Below are 19,351 nucleotides of genomic sequence, written 5' to 3'. Positions count from 1 at the left end.
TAATATTTTAAACCATTGAACCATCTCTTTTGCTTATTGTCAATTATTTTGACAAAGTGAGATTTAGTTGACAATTTTATCGTTACACTCTAACATGATTAATGGTTTAAACGAACGAACTAATAAAGGAGATTTTTACATGGAACAATATATGAATGCCGCACTAATCAATCATTATGGTCAAAAGCAACTTGAGATAAAAAAAGTAGCAATGCCGAAAATTTCTGCTGATGACGTATTGGTGGAGATTCATGCAGCAAGTATTAATCCTATTGATTTTAAAGTGAGAGATGGGAAATTGAAAATGCTATTGAAGTATAACATGCCATTAATTTTAGGTAATGATTTTTCGGGTGTTGTCATTCAAGTAGGGAGAAATGTGACTGCATTTAAAGTGGGCGATGAAGTATATGGTCGACCAAGAAAGTCAAGAATTGGGACATTTGCGGAATACATCGCTATTCATCAGGATGATATCGCCATGAAGCCGAAAAATGTAAGCTTTGAAGAGGCAGCAGCTATCCCATTAGTTGGTCTTACTACCTATCAAGCTTTCCACGATATTATGCAGCTAAAACCAACAGATAAAATTTTGATTCAAGCTGGCTCAGGGGGAGTTGGCACGTTTGCCATTCAACTTGCAAAGGTAATGGGTGCCTATGTAGCAACTACCACAAGTGCCAAAAATGAAGCATTCGTTAAAGATTTTGGGGCAGACAGGATCATTGATTATACAACAGAAAAATTCGAGGATGTATTAACAGATTACGACTATGTTTATGATACATTAGGTGGCGAAGCCTTAAAGAACGCATTTAAAATTCTAAAACCTGGTGGGAAAATTGTGTCACTATCTGGCATACCCAACTATCGCTTCGCTAAAGAGTATGGATTGAATATATGGAAATCCTTTATTCTAAAATTAGCAACACGCAAACTAACAGCATTAGAAAAGCAACACAAGGTTCAATACCATTTTCTATTTATGAAGCCTAGTGGAGCACAACTCGCTATCATTCGAGAGTTGATTGAAGCACAAAAAATCAAGCCTATTATTGACCGTGTTGTCTCGTTCCCAGATATTCAAAAGGCTTTTGACTACGCTGAATCAGGCAGAGCAAAAGGCAAAGTGATTATTAAAATTAAATGATAACTATAAGCAATTATGTCTCAGCGTCATTGCTTATGCACCGATAAATAATACAGCCTGTCCAATAGTGATAAAAAAAGCTTCCTGTTGGATAGGGCTGTCTGCTTCAATTTGCACAGTCATCGTGAAGTAACTGTCATGGAAAGTAGCCTGCCATCGTGCAATAGGCTGCTCATCGATAGAGAATACCGACCAATCTTCCATTTCTTTATTGAGTTTGATTGTCTGCACACCATCTGTAATCATAAGGTCAGGCAGCATCAACTTCCAGCCATCATAGGCAATCGTATAGTCCTTACCTGTCTGCCAATCCTTGCCTTGAAAATAGACACGTCCGCGTCGGGTCATTTTTTTACAGGTGAAAAGCGGCTGACCGCTGACATCTTTGGTATCATAGCGTACAAAATAGCGATACTCCATTGTGCGGTCGAATGCTTTTTTCAAAGCATTACTATAAACACGTTGCACAGTGGAAGTAACCTCTCCCGCTTCATTCAAAATGGAGACTACTTCTGTCGATTCAATAGCCATTGGTTGTGTATATGTAAAAGTTTTCAATTGCTTATCTTCCTTTCAATATGTCACATCCATTTTACATGATTTTAATACGCAATAAAAGTTTAGCAATCCCCTCGTGTGTACTATCAAAATAGTGAAGACTGCTATTATTATATATATTGCTTAGTGTATAATAGCGTATGATGAACATATTGCAACGTGAAAGAGGTAAAAATAATGGAGACTTGTGCCGATGTTTTAATGGTTATTGATTTGCAAAATGGTGTATGTTATGACAATGGAGAGTATTTATTTGATTTACAAAATTTACTTACGAAAGTGAACAGTAGAATCTCTCTCTATAGACAATCACATAAACCCATCATTTTTGTCCAACACTGTGATGAAACATTAGTACCTGAAGGCGAGCAATGGGCTATTCATACAAATCTAGATGTTCAAGAGCAAGATTTTATTATACAAAAAACACATGCAAATTCTTTTTACCACACAAATTTAAAAAATCTTTTAGATCAATTAGCTGTTCATCGTATTGAGTTTTGTGGTGCTCAAACCGAATACTGTATGGATGCTACGATTAAATTTGCGCATGGATTGGGCTACGAAAATGTGATGGTACAAAAAGCAACCTCTACTTTTAATAATCCATTGCTGTCTGCAAAAGAGACAATCGATTTTTATGAGAACATATGGGACCGTAGATTTTTAAACATCTTAAAATAAATAATTTCATTAAAAAACGAGCAGCTCTCCAATAGCATCGAGAAGAGTTGCTCGTTTTTTGCGATTCTATGATTGATTAGGATACATTTTTTGAACAACCGCTATCGATTGTATAATAAGTTGCTTTAACACATCCACATCAATATCAGCTAGCTTATTGACATAAACACATGATTTTCCTGTTGTATGCTTCCCTAAACGGCTTAATGTACTTTCACGCTCAGGGTCCTCTGGTGCAAAATAGAGGCTGATTTTTGCTTTGCGAGGTGAAAAGCCAGCAAGTGGTGCATCCCCTTCATGCCCTGTTTGATATTGATAATGATATTTGCCAAAACCAATAATACTCGGTCCCCACATTTTTGCCTCATAGCCTGTTACTTCTGTAAAAATATCCACTAATCGATACGCATCCTCACGCTTTTTCGGAGAATCAACACTTTCGATAAATTCAATGACACTGTGATCTGTTTCTTTTGTTTTTAATTCGTACATCGGGAATCCTCGCTCTCTAAGTCAAAGTTTTTATGATAGAAAACATTTTGCACAACCACTTTCCTCCTTCCAAACTACCACAAAACAAACGCCAAATACAAAAAATCGTATTTGACGTTTATACTACTTATTATTTATCTAATGTAAATGTCACATCTCCAACGCCCATTTCAGCACGTATATTGATGACAACATCTGCCTTATCATAGGCTTCATTGACATAGACATCGTTCTCTTTCGCTATTAAACCATCCGTATTTAGAGAACCAATGCCTTTCTCTGCTGTAATTTTCACACCTATCTCTGTTGGTAAAATCACGGTTGTTTGCCCTACACCTGATTCGATTGTTGTGTCAAAGCTCTTTGCCCAATCGCCACCTAAGTTCACCGTCAAATCACCTACACCTGTATCAATATCTAAGCCTTCAAGTTGTAGTCCACGTAAATCCAAATCAGCCACAGAGGCACCCGTTTCAACAGCTAAATTCATCGGTACATCTTCATTTAACATAATAGACCAGTTATTTTTCACTTCCGAGAATCCGAAGCTTTTAGCATTTTTCTGCTCAATGGACACTTCGCCTGTTTTTCCCTGCAATTGATAGCTTACTTGTGGCGCTAATTTCTTTTTATTGTACACTGCTGTGCCTTCTACCCATTCCTGTGCACCTTTTTTGACCGTCATTTCACCTACACCAAGCTCAATATCTACCTCTAATTTTTTTGCTTTATCTTTGTTCACTACAATGGATTCCTCCGCTGTTTTCCCAGGTAGAATGGAGAAACACCCCGTCAACAACATCACGGAAACCCCCATCATTGCCCCTACTACCATTAATTTCTTCATCTAAATTGCCTCCTTCTGTATACTATATCTACTGTTTTTAGTATATAGAAGTCGCCTTTTTCCAGAAACGCACCTCCGTTGGATATATGACTAAGACCTTAGACGGAGGGGTCATCCATCATATGTCCAAATTCGTTCAGGCTTATATAGAAGTGTTTCATTTCCTTGTGCATCTACACCGTAAATCGTCCAACTTTGATAGGTAGTGGGGATAGCCGTTAATGGAGAATCCACCAATTGTTCAATCCGCTCATGGTCATTTTGTAAAATCAGCTTCTGTACATTTGCATGTTCCTTTAGTGGGATAAGCAGTGTTTGTATATCACGTATATAGATTGCTGATAGTAACGTTTCATCTGACGTCATCTGTGCCGTCTCAATTTTATAGCCTCGCCCATCATGCATTAAAATAGCTATGATTGGACCATAATCGCTCGTTTTCAAATAGCTAAAACGGTATTGCTGTAATGTCATCGTCTCGTAAAAATGAAGCCCCTCGATACGACCAATCGGCCAAATGCCATCACGCAAAGCCATTTCCATATCCGCTTCTGTTGTGACATAATAGCGATAGCCAATACGATCATTGATATTATCAGCGATGGCTATCACAACAATCACGCATAATAATACACGCCACCACCATTTTTTGATGACCGCTACTATCATAAAGCCAATTAATAAAATAGCACTTATCATTCCCGTTAGCATCCATGGTCTTAGTAACACGCTAAAATCCCTTTCACGCCCTGATTTTTCCGCATAGACTGTCGGCGCAGTGGACGTGCTATCCATCACAGGGAATAGGATAAAAGCTAGGACAAGACAGCTAAGAACTGTCGCTGCAAGGGTTACTGGTGCAATGATTTTATTCTGTTGTGGTCGATTGATTTTTTGCCATGTTTTTTGCTGTTGTTCTGCTGAAAATGTTTGCTGGCTATACATTGTGTCAATTGCTTTACGAATCGAATCCATTTTCAAATCCCTCCTCCTGTAATGTTACACCAACCATTTGTCGTGCTCGCCTCAATCTTGTTTTCACTGTATTTTCGGGTAACCTTACTAATACAGCGATTTCCTTTAGCGAAAATTCCGCAAAATGAAAAAGCAATAGTACATCCTTATATTTTGTCGGCAACCGCTCAATCGCATGTACGAGGAAAGCGTCCGCTTCCTGTGCAAGCAGCTGTACTTCAGGTTCATCTCCATGACTTATTAGCTTATGCCAATAATCAATGATTTGTAATTTTGTATAACGCCAGCTCGTTAAATAATTATGACAATGATTAATAGCAATGCGATATAAGTAGGTTTTCACGGCTGCTTCTTCTCGGAATTGCTCCATTTTTTCATAATATTTCACAAACGTGTCCTGCACTAAATCCTCTGCAACCGTCCAATTATGTACATATGTATAACAAAGCTTCAGCAAATAATTGCCATAAATTCGCATCGCCTCTGTTAAACGCTCATCCTTTTGCTGCTTTTCCATGCCCTCACCCCTTTCCTGCGTTAGTAGTTAGACTGACGAATATAGGAAAAGTTTCATTTCTAGCAAGAAAATCTTTTTAACCATTTAGCTAGAGCGTGTCTGAAAACTACAAATTCAGGTGCTATGTACACTTTTTACAATCATCATGTTGTGCAAAAACTATGCCAAAAGTAATGTTTTGCCCGAAAAGTAGTTGAATTCGCTCGTAAAATAGATTGTTTCGCCCGCAAAGCAAACGAATTCGCCCAATTATCCATGTAGTAAGCCGTTTTCAGACACGACCTACGCTGAATACTTTCTTCTATACAAAAAAGCGCTAAAAATATGGATTTCTAGCGCTTTTAGTCCTTCAATGTTCTTTATTACAAATCATCAAAGCCATTATCTTCTACATTCACTTTGACATATTGACGAGAACGCTGCTCAAAGAAATCCGTTTTTCCTTGATCTACATCCTCATAGGCTTTCACCCACTTCAATGGATTTTTACGATAACCGTCAAATGGTCGCTCCACCCCTAATTGGTGACAACGCACATTAGCATAAAAATACACATAATCATGTACATCCTCAACATCCAAGCCATCAATTTTATCGCCAATCACTTCATTTGCCCAATCAATTTCAAGCTGTACAGCCTCACGGAAAATAGCCTGTACATGGGCTGCTCGCTCTGGTGTATCATATTCAGGGTATTCTGCTAATAGCTCCTGATAAATTTTCACAAATAAATCGACATGAAGCTGCTCATCACGGTTAATGTAATTAATCATTGTAGAGGTAGCTACCATTTTTTGATTGCGTGCCAAATGATAAAAGAAAGCAAAGCCTGAATAGAAGAACAATCCCTCTAAAATAACATCGTAGACAATCGCCTCTAGCATACTTTCTACTGTTGGTTCTTCGGAGAATGCATGATAGCCTTTAATAACAAAATCATTGCGGCGCTCTAGCACAGGCTCTGTCCGCCAAAAATCAAATGTCCGATCCTGCTCATCCTTTGTCACAAGACTAGACAGCACATAGGAGTACGAATGATTATGAATCACCTCCTGCTGTGCTAAAATAATCATCAAGGCATTTAAGCTCGAATCTGTTAAATAATCCGCTACCTTACCCGCAAAATCCGTTTGTACGCTATCTAGCAATGCTAATAAACCAATAATTTTCAAGAAAGATTCTCGTTCATCTGCTGATAATGTAGAAAATTGTTTGACATCATTGCTCATATTAATTTCAAATGGTGTCCAAAAGTTTCCTAGCATTTTTTTATATTTAGGATATGCCCAGTTAAAACGAACATCATCCCAGTTTAAAATATTGGATGAATGCCCGTTGACGATGCTTGTAGAACGGTTTGGTGCTGTTTTATCCATAATCGGTCGTTTCGTAATTGTTGTCATAATGTCCTCCTAGCTTGCACACGATTCACATTCGATTAATTCCACCGATGTAGAACGTACATAATAAGTCGTTTTGACACCACTTGCCCAAGCGTGTAAATGTAGTGCCAGTAAATCCTTTGCCTGTATCGTATTTTGCACATATAAATTTAAAGAAATGCCTTGATCAATATGACGTGCACGTGCGGCATTTTGCTTAATTGTCCAATTTTGGTCAATAAAATAAGCGGATTTATAATACCATGTTGTCACAGGTGATAAATCAGGTACTGTCACTGGAATTTTATAATCCTTCTTCTCCTCTGAATAGCTTTTTTGGAAAATCGGGTCAATCGTTGCTGTACTGCCTGCTAAAATAGAGGTAGATGAATTCGGAGCAATGGCCATTAAATAACCGTTGCGTAGCCCTGTTTGTGCCACCGCTTCACGCAATGCTTGCCATTTGTCACCCATATAAGCACGTTTGTCAAAATAGGCTCCTGTTTGCCAATCCGAGCCTTCAAACAATGGATATGCACCTTTTTCTTGCGCTAACGTATTAGATGCTTGAATCGTTAAATAGGCAATTTCCTCATACAGCCTATCTGCATACGCAACAGCCCCAGCCGACTCCCATTGAATATTTTGTAGAGCTAATAAATGATGCCAGCCAAATGTACCAAGTCCAATACCACGATAGCGCAAGTTTGTACGCTCTGCCTGTTTTACTGGAATATCATTGAGTTCAATAACATTATCTAGCATCCGTACTTGAATCGGAATTAAACGCTCCAACACATCAGCAGGAACCGCTTTGCCTAAGTTAATGGATGATAAGTTACAAACAACGAAATCCCCTGGCTTACGACGTGTCACAATGACATCATCCTCTAATACAAGTGACTCAAATTCAGTTGGTGACATATTTTGTGCGATTTCTGTACATAAGTTTGAGCTATAAATCATGCCTTCATGTTTATTTGGATTCATGCGATTCACTTCATCACGATAAAACATAAACGGTACACCTGTCTCTAATTGAGAGCGCATAATACGCTTCATAATATCAATGGCTGGTACAACCTCACGATTTAGTAATGGGTTCGCAATACATTCGGCATATTTTGTGCGGAAGGAGCCAGCACCCTTTTCTTCATCATAGAAATCCTCTAAGGAGAAGCCCATCACCTCACGTACTTCATGTGGGTCAAATAAATGCCAGTCGCCACGTGCCTCCACTGTTTCCATAAAGAGGTCAGGCAAGCAAAGCCCTGTGAAAATATCGTGTGCACGTAGGCGTTCATCTCCATTATTTAAACGTAAATCTAAAAAGGTGAACACATCCTTATGCCAAACATCTAAATACACAGCAATCGCCCCTTGACGCTGCCCAAGCTGATCGACTGACACCGCTGTATTATTCAATTGTTTAATCCATGGTAAGACGCCACTCGATGCCCCTTTAAAGCCTTTAATGGAAGAACCACGACTGCGAATTTTCCCCATATAGACGCCAATCCCACCACCATATTTCGATAATGTGGCTACATCTGTATTCGTATCATAAATACTTTGTAAGCTATCATCCACTGTATCGATAAAGCAGCTAGATAATTGTCCATGTGTTTTCCCTGCATTCGATAAGGTCGGCGTGGCAACGGTCATATACAAATTACTCATCGCCCAGTAAGCCTCTTTGACCTTTTCTAAACGGTTCACAGTTTCATCCTGCATTAATGTCATCGCAATCACCAGCCAGCGTTCCTGTGGTAATTCGACAGGTGCTTTTGTATAATCACGCACAACATAACGATCCATTAATGTTTTCAAACCAATATAGGTAAATAATGTATCACGGCTTGGCTCTAACACGATCGCCAATTCCGCTAATTCTTGTGTAGTGTATTTTGTCGTTAAATCCGTATGGTATAACCCTGCTTCTGTATAGCGCTGTAATTGCTGTGGAAAGGATTGATAAACGTCCTCCGCTGTCACACCACGCATAATGGCAAATTGCTCATAAAGCTTTGCTAAATAAAGCTGTGCCGCTACAAATGTCCAATATGGCTCCTCTTCATCAATCAAGCTCAATGTTTGTAAAACCATCGCCTCTGCCCATGCTTCAAATGTCGCTTCTTCATTTTTGCGTAACCAACGCTCTGATAAGCGTAAAAAGCTTTCCAGTTCATCCTCCGTGTAACTGTTTTTTAGCTTTGTTAATTGTTGTTCAATTTGATTTGTCATTTCCAATCTCTCCTTTTGCTCACTAACACGAAAAAGCGATGATGCACCATGCATCATCGCTGTAAAATCGGAAATGGAAATGAAGGACATGCATACAAAAACGTATGCAAATCAATCGCCTCCACCTCTCAATCCCCGAAGAATGTGCTGCTTATTTTGGAACAGGTGGCAGGTCTCCTGGCTCATGCTTCCTCCAAATAATCACCTTCCCGTTGTTCACAGTGGTTTATCGATTATTTGTCAGCACTCACAGTTGCGGGGACAGCTTCGGCTTACATTTACTGCTTCCGAATTCCCTTTTAAACCATATTGGTACCGCTTGTCCAACTACTATATATTGTGTTTGACTTCCTCAATTAATCTAACATATTGTGTTTATCGTGGCAATAGGCGTTTTGTCCTTAGCCTATTGTGAGCTTATGAAAATGCCTTTGGAAATAGTGTTTTGCCAGCTGCTCATTTTCTGGACGAATACCGAGCAACACAATCGTACAAGGACCAGCCGTTTTCATACAATCAACGGGACATGTAATCGTTCGTTCACCAAATAAACGGCTAAATTCTGCCTGTAAGCCTTTTGAACCAACAGGCCAAACTTGCTGCACAACTTCCTTCTGCCATGCTTGAAAAACAGCTTGTACCTGTGCTACATCCTCCGCTTGCTCGACCACCTCCGCCCCAACAAGTGGTAGCCCATATGTGTACCAAATCAGGTCATCTGTTGCATATAGATCTCGCTGTTGCTGCTCGCCAAGCATTGTAATAGCTAGCGCCGATTGCATTGTCGACATATTGGATTCTGTACTGCCTGCAATCGGTGGACATGATAGTGCTGCCTCTTCAAATACTTGCTGAATGCCCAAGCAATAGTGTGACCATGTGACATCACCTGAAAAATTGGCAAGCAAAATTTGTGTTGGCAAGGCATTGGCTGCTAATTGCTCAAAGAATGTGACACGTGCTGTAAAATAAGCGGTCAATTGGTTTGGAGCAGCTACAACATCTTGTGGTTTCTCACCAATTGCTGCTGCATTATCCATTGTGGCAATCCAGTTGCCTATTTGGATGGCATTTCTCAATGTACTCGCCCTTCCTTACGCATCAAAACTTTCGTTAACACAGGTAAAACAATCGCTACCACAACTAAATTAATTGTGGTTGCTATCAATAGGTTCACAATAGCACCGAAATAGAAGGCTGGACTAATAATAAAATAAAATGGCAATGGCGCTACAATGCCATTTAGCAGTAATGCAACAGGCCATTTCCAAAAATGCCAGCCCTTTTTGTGCATGAAGCCAAAAATCCACACGACGATAAACATTTCAATAGCAATAATGATATGTAATGGCCCAAACGGAAAACCTGATGTTAAAGCCGTCACCATATGCCCAATAAGTCCTGCCACTCCTGCCAATATAGGAGATAAAAAGACCACACTTAAAAAAGCAGGAGCTGAATCCAATGCGGCACTATTGACAATAGGCGCTGGTATTTTAATCATTGCTCCAATAGCACAAATAGCCGCAACAAGTGCCGTCATTACTAGTTTGATTAATTTTTGTCGATTCATAGCCATTTCCTCTTTTCCGCATTATTTTAATCGTTCCCCAATTCCATACCAAATTCGTTCTACATGTGTGGCTCTAGCAAATAACGCTTGATATAAACGTCCACATGTGTCACGCAAATATCTTGCCTGCTTATCCATCGGTACAACACCACGCCCCATATCTGTGACAATCACGTACAAGGTACACTGCTTTTCAATCGCCTCAAATGTTGTGACAATATGGTCAATAAGTGGTGCATCTTCGGTTAAATTTTGTGTGATGAGCCATCGTTCTAGATTTTTTACGACAAGCGTCTCTCCTGCCACTGCTTCACTTGGTAACACACCATCTATAAGTGTGACGGATTGACCATCGAGTAGACGCATTACATAGTCGGTTTTGCCATTATAGGCGCCGCCAATAAAGACATGCATCTCGCTCCCTCCTCCCAAGCTGCTTGTGTAAAATGTAATGTCCATTGCTGATGATGTGGCACTGTATAGGACCAAAAAGATTGTGCTGTTGGCGCAAAGGCAACAAGTAACGCGCGAATAACGCCACCGTGGACAACCAGATAATATTCCTGATTGTCTTTTGGCAATGCGCGAAAGCCTTTTTGCACACGCTGACAAAATGCGTTAAATGTTTCTCCATTAGGTGCTGGCGATTGTGTTGGGTCGTCCAGCCATGCACAATAGCGTTCATCTGTTTTTAATTCCTCATAGGTTTTACCTTCAAAATCACCAAAATTCATTTCACGTAATTGCTTGTCTGCTAAATAGTTGGCATTTGGAAAATAAGCGGCAGCCGTTTCTCGACAGCGACATAGATCGCTACCATACACCGTTGAAACAGTCGAGCTAATAATTGGCAGTACAGAGCCATCTGCTAATGGCGCATCTGTCCAACCTATATAACGTTTTTCTCTATTTTCCTTTGTTGGTGCATGTCTTAATAAGTGCACAGTAACAATATCACCCATAATACAGCCTCCATTCCTTCGATTGATGCCCCCAATAAATCACCTGACACGCCTCCAAAATGACGTATCGTAAATTGACGAAAAAGCCAAAAGACCATTACTACTACAAGAAGCAGTAAAGCGGGAACATAGGATAAACCAATTATAGTATACAGTACGCTGTAGACAATAATGACGAGGACAAACAGCCAAGCTATTAAATGGTTCGGTAGTATATGTGCTTTAAAAAAAGCAGCAAGCCCTTTGTCTCTTGAGCATTTTAAGGATAAAAAGTAGAAAATCATGCCTAGTCGTGTTAAAAATGGCAACAATATTACCATCCATAGAGCAAATTGCTGCTGTATAAGCAGCTCATGAATGATTACTAACTTGCCAAGCACTAAAAATAGCACAGCTAGCACACCGAATGCACCTACACGCGGATCATCTAATATTGCTAAGCGTTTTTCTTGTTCTCGATAGGAAAAAAACGCATCGCTCATATCAATAAAGCCATCTAAATGCAGACCACCTGTTAAAAAAGCGAACAGTCCGACAATTAAAAAGGCAAGCAACAGTTCACTGCTCGCTGTCCATGTAGTCAAGATGTAGAGTACAAGTGCAACAAAGGCTCCCATACATGCGCCTATCAACGGTAAAAAAGCGAACATACCTGTAATCGTGCTTTTCGACAAAGGTAGTTCTTTTTTTATCGGGATACTCGTGAAAAACTGCCATGTTAATAAAAAACTATGCCAGATGTTTTTTGCCATGTCATCCCCTCATTATTTCCATTTTTTCAAGCAACCATAATCCATCTCATACGCCTCATCGGCAATAGATGCCAACCATTGATGTAATTCACCCAATGTCTGACGATACAGCTCTACTTCCCTATTAGCATATGGTGGCTCTTCAAATAATTCATTGGATACAACTAATAATGTTACTTGTTGTGTAAGGGCCATTTGGATAGCCTGCTTTAATTCAGCTAATTTCTGCTCCAAGCATCCTGACTGTGAGATACATGGTGTACCTGCTTCGAAGCCATCATATAAAGCGTTTGCCAGCCATGTTGTGACACAGTCCCATAGCACAATATCACCTGTTTGTAGCTGTGCAAGCGCATCTGCCAGATCTACGGGTGCTTCCATTGTCAGCCATTGAACAGCTTGTGTTTGACGGTCTGCTTGATGTCTCGCAATGCGACTTGCCATTTCAGCATCTAAGGCGACACCAGAGGCAATATACAGTAAACGCTTATTTTGTTGGGCTTCTTGATAGTAACGAATAGCCGTTTGTTCCGCAAAATGTGATTTCCCACTGCGTACACCACCAGTAATAAAAAGAAGTGGCATTCCCCTACACCTCCTCTTGTACTATAAATAACGAAAAGAGCGATTTATCTACATCACTTTGTCGAATATCCACGTTATTTTGTCGATTGTCTACGAAGTTGTGTCGAATATCCACGCAATGTTGTCGATTGTCTACGAAACCCTTTCTCTACTTAGTCTAAATGGGTTATATTTCCAATCTCCTTCACCAACCATTGCTGCTCTACTCGCTCAATCGTTGTGACACTGGTACCATGAATAAATGGCTCCGCCCATAATGATGCCAACTCACGCCCTAAAACAGCATTTAACAGACATTTAATCGTAACTGCATGAGAGACAATTAAAATCGTGCCATTTGGCTCACGCTCCGCAACCGCAAGCAGTACCTGTAATGCACGTTCTGTCACAGCTTCAAAGCTCTCTGTATGTGTCGGCTGAAATTTTTCTGGTGCATATAAATAGTTACTATAAGACAGCTCATCTACCGCGATAATATCCTCTACCGTTTCTCCTTGCCAATTACCTAGAAAAATCTCTCGTAAACCATCTTCCTCTACAATAGATAATGAACGTTGCCCAAGAACAATACGCATCGTTTCCATTGCTCGTCCACTTGAACTACTATAAGCGGCTGTAAATGGCACATCCCGTAACGCCTCACACAATTTTTCAGCTTGTGCAATACCTGTTGCTGTCAGTGGTGAATCCAACCAACCTTGTAGACGCTGCATTTGATTCCATATTGTTTCTCCATGTCTTACCATATAAAAAGTTGTCATTCTTCCACTCCTTGAAACCATGCTTCCAAACAGCTTTTTAAATAAGTCATCGCTACTTGATTTTTAATGCCTATACGGAACCATTGTCCGTCCAAACCGAGAAAATTATGCGTATGACGTAAAACAATGCCTCTTGTCAAACAATGTTGAAAAAAAGTATCATTGTGCGCAACTGTTGGTAAAGCAAAGCATACATAATTGGTCACACTATTTGTCACTTGGCAGCCATGCTCACGCAAATAGTGCTGCAATGCTTGTCTTTGTGCTACAGCATAAGTAATTGCTTGCTCCCGATAGTGTGTTTCTTGTAAGCAATTAGCCCCAATCGTCAACGCAAGTGCATTCAAATTCCAATGGGCAAGCATTTGTTGAAGTGCGGCTATAATAGCTGGTTGTGCGACTAAATAACCAAGACGAATACCTGGAATGGCATACATCTTTGTCATCGAACGTACCACAATTAGATGTGGATACTGTTGAATTTGAGGAATCCATGAATAGGCTTCCTCCACCCAATCCATAAAGGCTTCATCAAACACAAGCTCACATGCTACATTCGCTCCATGAATAAGCAATTGTTCAATGTCCTGTTGATTTGGTAATACACCTGTTGGATTATTCGGTATACATAGATATAATGCGTCCGCCTCCACCATCGCCTGTTGAAGCTGCTCCATTGGTAATGTATAATCCCGAACATCTTCCACAACAATCGATTGTACCTTTGCTCCTGCTGCTCGCAATGTGCGCTCATACTCTGAAAATGTTGGATGTATCAAAATCACCCGTTTATGACGGTAGCGTTTCGCTAGGACAGTCAAAAGCTCAGATGCCCCATTTCCTAGCAACACCTCTGTCTTATCGAGCTGATGAAAGGCTGCCACCTGTGTCAAAAATGGCTCACCTTCTGGATTCGGATAATGTTGCAATAGAGAGAGATAGCTTTGCCATTGCTGCTCTACAAAAGCAGGTGGACCAAATGCATTGACATTTTCACTGAAATCATAGACTTTAGCTGGCATTTCAAGCCCTAATTGTTGATACAAATACTGTGGATTCGCTCCATGATTAGGCAATAACAAAAAGTAGCACCCCCCATGCTAACATGACAAGTGTGAATAACAATGTAGCGATACGCATATGTCGAATGGCTGTGAGAATATGTTGCTTTGTGAGCGGTACTAATTTTTCGCCCATCACCGCTCGATTCGAAACGATACCTTGATATGTATTTCGCCCACCTAGCTGTACACCAAGCTGTACGGCTGTCGCTGCCTCTAAGTAACCACTATTAGGGCTTGGGTGTTTTTTAGCATCCTGTAGCCAGCGCTTCAATCGTGTGCTTAAAGAATGAGCTGTTTCATTTTTCGTTCCCAAAACCATCAACAAGCCTGTTAAACGACTTGGAATAAAGTTCAAAACATCATCTAGCTTGGCTGAAAACATGCCGAACTCTTGATATTTCTCATTTTTATAGCCAACCATTGAATCCAATGTATTGACCGCTTTATAGCCCCATAAGCCAATCGCTCCAAATAAAAAGGCATAAAATAATGGAGCTGTAATGCCGTCACTCGTATTTTCAGAAACGGTTTCGACAACACCTCGCACAATTTCATCCTCCCCAAGCTTTTCTGTATCGCGCCCTACAATCCATGAAAGCTTCACACGTGCCTCTGCAAAATCGCCTTGTGCTAATGGTGTATACACTGCTAGTGCTGCTTCCTTTAAACTGCGTTGTGCCAAGCCAATCCCAATCAGCAAGCCTTCGACAACAATGCCAAAGAGCAGACTCACCCGATAGCTCATAATAATCAGTATGGTCACCACCAGCATCGTTGTGCCAATGACAGCTAGTGCCATCAACATACCCTTTAGCTTCCGTGCTCGTCCTTTATTCCAAAGTGCTGTTTGAGATTGAATCAGTGTACCAATCCAACGTACAGGATGTGGCAGTTTTGGCGGATCACCCACGATTAAATCAAACAGAAGCCCTATCAAGCAGGCTATGACAAGTGGTATCATTTCTCCTTTTCCTCCTGTGCTTTTTTATAACGCGCTATTGCCTCACACATTGTTTCATAGACGCCATGACCGATGACTTTGCCTAACAGTGTAATTGGGCCTGCATATTGATGATAGTCCCCTTCCTCTGTCGACGCAATTAATAAACTATCTGTGGATGTACCTGTAGCAAGCGTCCCTGTTGTTGGGTCTATAATTTGTCCATCCAATAAAGCTCTCACCTTTGCTTCTGTTGAGGAAATCATGGCTTGAAAGAGCGCTTCATCCGATAGTCGTCCATTAATAAGCACCCATGTATTAATCGTTCCAGGATAATACAGCTCTTGTCGATGAAACGCCCTCGTAATATCTACCGCATTACTAAGACCAGCCGTAATCATCACCACTAGATGAATGCCTTCATATGTAAACTCTCGAACTGTTGCATAGTGAGCAGGAACAGCTGTCATCATGGCGACTGTATCGTCTACTGGAAAGTTTTCCTTTTGTAAGAAATGCGCTAATTCCTGATGTGGCTGACGCTCATCATAGCTTTTCGCTACAGAACGATTCACCAAATGTCGATAATAGCCAAAGCCTGGATGGTGCATTGCGGAGGATACAACCTTCATCGGTGCTTCGGTTCTTACCATTACATAATGCTCTAAAATTTCTATCGCTGTTTTGTCTAACATCGCTACCGATTCATCCCCTTTTACCTAACGCTTTTGCTGTAATTGTTTAAAGCGCACAATGGAGCCTCCAATAATAAACACCCAGCCAATCGCTATATACACAATCTTCATCGTTTTCGTTTCGGCAGGTAATACTTCCATGATTGTCAAACACACGAATAATATGCCGATTACCGAAAGAAACATCCCAAATGATAATTTTTTCATAAAAAAGCCTCCAATTCTTATGTATGTTCTCGATTTTACTGCATCTGAGGCCAAAAGAAAACACTAATCCATATCGTCAACGCATGGATTAGTGTTCATAGTATTAGGCATGTGCAAAAAATTCTTTATACAATGCTTGTAAAATTTGATTCTCGTATTCCTGTAAGACACCAAATACTAGACTAACTTCTGATGAGCCTTGATTAATCATTTCAATATTGGCACCTGTTTGAGAAATGGCCGTTGCTGCGCGTGCTGCTAAGCCTGTATTATGACGCATTCCTTCTCCCACAATGACAATCATAGAGAAGCCGTGACGCATTTCAACATGCTCAGCCTGTAATTCATTTTTCACACGTTCAATGATGCGTGTTTCATTTTCTGGTGTTAATTGATGAGAACGCATAATCACTGAAATATCATCTAAACCAGACGGTGTATGTTCATACGAAATATTTTCGTCCTCTAAAATTTGTAGTAGTCTGCGTCCAAAGCCTACTTCACGATTCATTAAATATTTTGACACATATAAAGTTGAAAAACCACTGTCCGCCGAAATGCCCGTTACTGGGCGACCTGTTGCTGGACGACGTGCAACAATGCGTGTACCTGGCGCTGATGGATTATTTGTATTTTTAATGTTCACGGGCACCCCAATCTTATAAACAGGCATTAATGCTTCATCATGGAATACTGAAAAGCCTGCATAGGATAGCTCACGCATTTCACGATACGTGATTTCTTTAATTTCCACTGGATCATTGACTACTTTTGGATTAGCTGAAAAGACACAATCAACATCCGTAAAGTTTTCATATAACTCTGCCTCTACAGCCGCTGCTAAAATAGAGCCTGTAATATCAGAGCCACCACGGTCAAAGGTGCGCAATACACCCGCTTTAGTGTAACCGAAGAATCCTGGGAACACAATAATTTCTTTTGTCTCTTTTAACACAGCTAAATTCTCATAGGCTTCTGGTAATGCAAAAGTACGCTCTGGTAAATCATTCACCACTAAGCCACTTTTAGGACTAACGTAGCGTGCTGGCATACCGATAGAAGTGAAATAAGCGGCAATCAATTTCGCATTATTATCTTCACCTGCCGCCTTAATGCTGTCGATAAACAGTTCTTCATTTGTTTGGTCGCCTTGTACGCGCTCACGTAAATCCTCTGCAATCACATCGCAAATGCTATTATCTAAATGCAAGCCTTCTGCAATCGCTTGGAAACGGTTCACCACATTTTGTATTTTTTCTTCGACCTGTTCATTTTTTAATGCTGCATTTGCTAGTTCAATTAATAAATCCGTTACTTTGATGTCATCTCCTGAGCGTTTGCCTGGCGCTGATACTGCTACGATTTTACGTGCAGGGTTTGCTTTGACAATAGCAGCTACCTTTTGAATTTGTTCAGCACTTGCCACAGATGTTCCACCAAATTTACATACGATCATATTGTATCAAATCCTTACTTTTTAAAATAATGTATTTTCCGAAAAAACAATTGAATGTACACAGTGTACAAATTATCATTCTCTACGTCAATACAATTTTTTAAATTCTGCATAGAAAATGGACAATTTTTCGTACTGTTTGATATATTATACGGATTTCATCTGAAATAGTTAAGGTTTTTTAAAAATTTTTTCATAAAGTTCACAGAATCATGAAAATTCTAGACAATCAATTACGCCCCAGCGTAATTGCGTCTGGATTTTTCCAAGTTCACTCGGAAAGTTCCTCTTCAAAATCCATGACATCTGCTGGGGCTTTATCTTGATTCAGCGAGCGTTTGGACACCCACTGAATGGAAGTAAAAATAGGCATTTATCTCCTCCCTGTAGAGGAAGGGGTCTTCTGTATCTGACGCTTCACTTTCGATACAAAAACCATTTGCTGAATCAAGATAAAAGGAGGTACATAGTGTGATGCAACCCCCTTCATCATGGAATCAGCTAATTGTTTTTAGTTAACTCTTTCTTATATTTTAAGTATGTGCGAATAAAGACGATGCTGCCAATCATGAATAACCATGGGAGACTAAATCGCAAAAGGGCAAAGGGTGTTTCAAATAAAAAGCTAGTGACAAAATCACTGCCTTCCTTTTCCCAAAGATTAGGTGTAAGGTAAGCTGCTTTCACATTTATATATTGTGACAAATTATTAAACAAACTAATCGTCAACACAATAAAGAGGAGTGTAAGCGAGCTATAATAGGTTGTTAAACGGTTTAAATACGCTTTTTCAGATCCATTATCAGAGTACAGTTCATCAAGTTCTCCATTTGGATTTAGCCAATAATGTAAGGAAGAATGACGAGAGCCTCCGATATACTGCCAACCAAAATCCTCATATAGTTGTACATATTGCATGTACATCTCTGCTGATTTGAATGATTGAAAGTCGAGACGAATCGTTTGTTCAGCTATCTCCCTTTTTTCAAAATAATAAACGCCATAGCGATTAGCCTTGCGACATACCCATCCCTGCGTAATCATTTCATTTAACCATCGCTCTTCTTTTTTTATATCAACAAACATTCTAAATTTATTCATGGTGCTCAACTCCTTCATACAATGAGAGAATATGGTGCAAACGCTCTTTTTCAATTTGTAAAATATGGAGACCCTCATCTGTAATACGATAAACTTTTCTCCTTGGTTCTTCAGACGCCACTAATACAATCCAGTTGTATTTCAATAAATTTTCGATTGCTCCGTATAAAGTACCTGCCGCAATACGAACTTGCCCCTCACTCATCACCTCTATCTTTTGCATAATTGCATAGCCATGCAGCGGTTCTCTTAATGCCAGCAATATGTAGTGCATTGTTTCTGTCAAAGGGAGTAATTTATGTTTTTTCATATAATCCACCTCACTAACTATACAGTTTAACTATATAGTTGTATTGTATACAGTTTAACTATACATGTCAACTGTATAAAAAAACCGTGCAATGGC

At 39.9% G+C, this 19,351-nt stretch carries 23 protein-coding genes and 1 riboswitch; of the genes, 2 read left to right on the top strand and 21 right to left on the bottom strand.

What is annotated here, in order from left to right:
• The first annotated feature begins 151 nt into the window (after positions 1-151).
• A complete protein-coding gene (locus OPF91_RS10140) occupies positions 152-1,150 on the top strand; it encodes an NADP-dependent oxidoreductase (RefSeq protein WP_264989140.1) in 999 nt (332 codons plus the stop codon).
• 33 nt (positions 1,151-1,183) lie between these two features.
• On the opposite strand, the gene OPF91_RS10135 is transcribed toward OPF91_RS10140, so the two are convergent.
• Entirely contained in the window at positions 1,184-1,708 is a 525-nt protein-coding gene (locus tag OPF91_RS10135) for a tubby C-terminal domain-like protein (RefSeq protein ID WP_264988633.1), read from the bottom strand.
• 177 nt (positions 1,709-1,885) lie between these two features.
• On the opposite strand from OPF91_RS10135, the gene OPF91_RS10130 reads away from it, so the two are divergent.
• On the top strand, positions 1,886-2,392 hold the full coding sequence (locus OPF91_RS10130) for a cysteine hydrolase family protein (RefSeq protein WP_264988632.1): 507 nt from the start codon (positions 1,886-1,888) through the stop codon (positions 2,390-2,392).
• Positions 2,393-2,458: 66 nt separating this feature from the next.
• Here the strand turns inward: OPF91_RS10130 and OPF91_RS10125 are convergent, their stop codons facing one another.
• The 20 genes from OPF91_RS10125 to OPF91_RS10030 form a co-directional block, all read right to left on the bottom strand.
• The gene (locus OPF91_RS10125; RefSeq protein WP_264988631.1) at positions 2,459-2,884 is read right to left on the bottom strand and encodes a DUF1801 domain-containing protein; all 426 of its coding nucleotides are present in this window, start codon (positions 2,882-2,884) and stop codon (positions 2,459-2,461) included.
• Positions 2,885-3,014: 130 nt separating this feature from the next.
• The gene (locus tag OPF91_RS10120) at positions 3,015-3,731 is read right to left on the bottom strand and encodes a toast rack family protein (protein ID WP_264988630.1); all 717 of its coding nucleotides are present in this window, start codon (positions 3,729-3,731) and stop codon (positions 3,015-3,017) included.
• Between the two features lie 111 nt (positions 3,732-3,842).
• Positions 3,843-4,706 carry a hypothetical protein gene (locus OPF91_RS10115; RefSeq protein ID WP_264988629.1) on the bottom strand — a complete coding sequence of 288 codons (864 nt, stop codon included), beginning with the start codon at positions 4,704-4,706 and terminating at the stop codon, positions 3,843-3,845.
• Positions 4,690-5,223 (bottom strand): sigma-70 family RNA polymerase sigma factor, encoded by a 534-nt coding sequence (locus OPF91_RS10110; protein WP_264988628.1) that lies wholly within the window; start codon positions 5,221-5,223, stop codon positions 4,690-4,692. Before OPF91_RS10110 ends, OPF91_RS10115 begins: the two co-directional genes overlap by 17 nt.
• A 362-nt stretch (positions 5,224-5,585) precedes the next feature.
• Positions 5,586-6,626 carry a ribonucleotide-diphosphate reductase subunit beta gene (locus tag OPF91_RS10105; protein WP_264988627.1) on the bottom strand — a complete coding sequence of 347 codons (1,041 nt, stop codon included), beginning with the start codon at positions 6,624-6,626 and terminating at the stop codon, positions 5,586-5,588.
• Positions 6,627-6,635: 9 nt separating this feature from the next.
• A complete protein-coding gene (locus OPF91_RS10100; RefSeq protein ID WP_373877048.1) occupies positions 6,636-8,906 on the bottom strand; it encodes a ribonucleoside-diphosphate reductase subunit alpha in 2,271 nt (756 codons plus the stop codon).
• A 93-nt stretch (positions 8,907-8,999) separates the two neighbouring features.
• Positions 9,000-9,184, bottom strand: a riboswitch (cobalamin riboswitch).
• Positions 9,185-9,250: 66 nt separating this feature from the next.
• Complete coding sequence (locus tag OPF91_RS10095) at positions 9,251-9,928, bottom strand: hypothetical protein (RefSeq protein ID WP_264988626.1); 678 nt, start codon at positions 9,926-9,928, stop codon at positions 9,251-9,253.
• Entirely contained in the window at positions 9,925-10,422 is a 498-nt protein-coding gene (locus OPF91_RS10090) for an ECF transporter S component (RefSeq protein ID WP_264988625.1), read from the bottom strand. The genes OPF91_RS10095 and OPF91_RS10090 overlap by 4 nt, the downstream gene beginning before the upstream one ends.
• A gap of 21 nt (positions 10,423-10,443) precedes the next feature.
• Positions 10,444-10,836, bottom strand: coding sequence for a bifunctional adenosylcobinamide kinase/adenosylcobinamide-phosphate guanylyltransferase (locus OPF91_RS10085; protein ID WP_264988624.1), 393 nt, complete (start codon positions 10,834-10,836; stop codon positions 10,444-10,446).
• Complete coding sequence (locus OPF91_RS10080) at positions 10,788-11,384, bottom strand: histidine phosphatase family protein (RefSeq protein ID WP_264988623.1); 597 nt, start codon at positions 11,382-11,384, stop codon at positions 10,788-10,790. Before OPF91_RS10080 ends, OPF91_RS10085 begins: the two co-directional genes overlap by 49 nt.
• On the bottom strand, positions 11,354-12,136 hold the full coding sequence (gene cobS, locus OPF91_RS10075) for an adenosylcobinamide-GDP ribazoletransferase (protein ID WP_264988622.1): 783 nt from the start codon (positions 12,134-12,136) through the stop codon (positions 11,354-11,356). The genes OPF91_RS10080 and cobS overlap by 31 nt, the downstream gene beginning before the upstream one ends.
• Positions 12,137-12,148: 12 nt before the next feature.
• On the bottom strand, positions 12,149-12,721 hold the full coding sequence (locus tag OPF91_RS10070) for a bifunctional adenosylcobinamide kinase/adenosylcobinamide-phosphate guanylyltransferase (RefSeq protein WP_264988621.1): 573 nt from the start codon (positions 12,719-12,721) through the stop codon (positions 12,149-12,151).
• Between the two features lie 152 nt (positions 12,722-12,873).
• Positions 12,874-13,482, bottom strand: coding sequence for a histidine phosphatase family protein (locus tag OPF91_RS10065; RefSeq protein WP_264988620.1), 609 nt, complete (start codon positions 13,480-13,482; stop codon positions 12,874-12,876).
• Positions 13,479-14,564 (bottom strand): pyridoxal phosphate-dependent aminotransferase, encoded by a 1,086-nt coding sequence (locus OPF91_RS10060; protein ID WP_264988619.1) that lies wholly within the window; start codon positions 14,562-14,564, stop codon positions 13,479-13,481. Before OPF91_RS10060 ends, OPF91_RS10065 begins: the two co-directional genes overlap by 4 nt.
• Positions 14,551-15,507 carry an adenosylcobinamide-phosphate synthase CbiB gene (gene cbiB, locus OPF91_RS10055; protein ID WP_264988618.1) on the bottom strand — a complete coding sequence of 319 codons (957 nt, stop codon included), beginning with the start codon at positions 15,505-15,507 and terminating at the stop codon, positions 14,551-14,553. Before cbiB ends, OPF91_RS10060 begins: the two co-directional genes overlap by 14 nt.
• Entirely contained in the window at positions 15,504-16,181 is a 678-nt protein-coding gene (locus OPF91_RS10050) for an adenosylcobinamide amidohydrolase (RefSeq protein ID WP_264988617.1), read from the bottom strand. The genes cbiB and OPF91_RS10050 overlap by 4 nt, the downstream gene beginning before the upstream one ends.
• 24 nt (positions 16,182-16,205) lie before the next feature.
• The gene (locus OPF91_RS10045) at positions 16,206-16,388 is read right to left on the bottom strand and encodes a hypothetical protein (protein ID WP_264988616.1); all 183 of its coding nucleotides are present in this window, start codon (positions 16,386-16,388) and stop codon (positions 16,206-16,208) included.
• 103 nt (positions 16,389-16,491) lie between these two features.
• Positions 16,492-17,844 (bottom strand): aspartate kinase, encoded by a 1,353-nt coding sequence (locus OPF91_RS10040; protein ID WP_264988615.1) that lies wholly within the window; start codon positions 17,842-17,844, stop codon positions 16,492-16,494.
• Between the two features lie 501 nt (positions 17,845-18,345).
• Entirely contained in the window at positions 18,346-18,945 is a 600-nt protein-coding gene (locus OPF91_RS10035; protein WP_264988614.1) for a DUF2812 domain-containing protein, read from the bottom strand.
• The gene (locus OPF91_RS10030) at positions 18,938-19,255 is read right to left on the bottom strand and encodes a PadR family transcriptional regulator (RefSeq protein WP_264988613.1); all 318 of its coding nucleotides are present in this window, start codon (positions 19,253-19,255) and stop codon (positions 18,938-18,940) included. Before OPF91_RS10030 ends, OPF91_RS10035 begins: the two co-directional genes overlap by 8 nt.
• Positions 19,256-19,351 lie beyond the last annotated feature (96 nt).

Origin of the sequence: Lysinibacillus piscis (assembly GCF_026012395.1) — a bacterium.
GTDB classification, from domain to species: Bacteria; Bacillota; Bacilli; order Bacillales_A; family Planococcaceae; genus Lysinibacillus; species Lysinibacillus piscis.
This window is presented reverse-complemented; position numbering and strand designations above follow the sequence as displayed.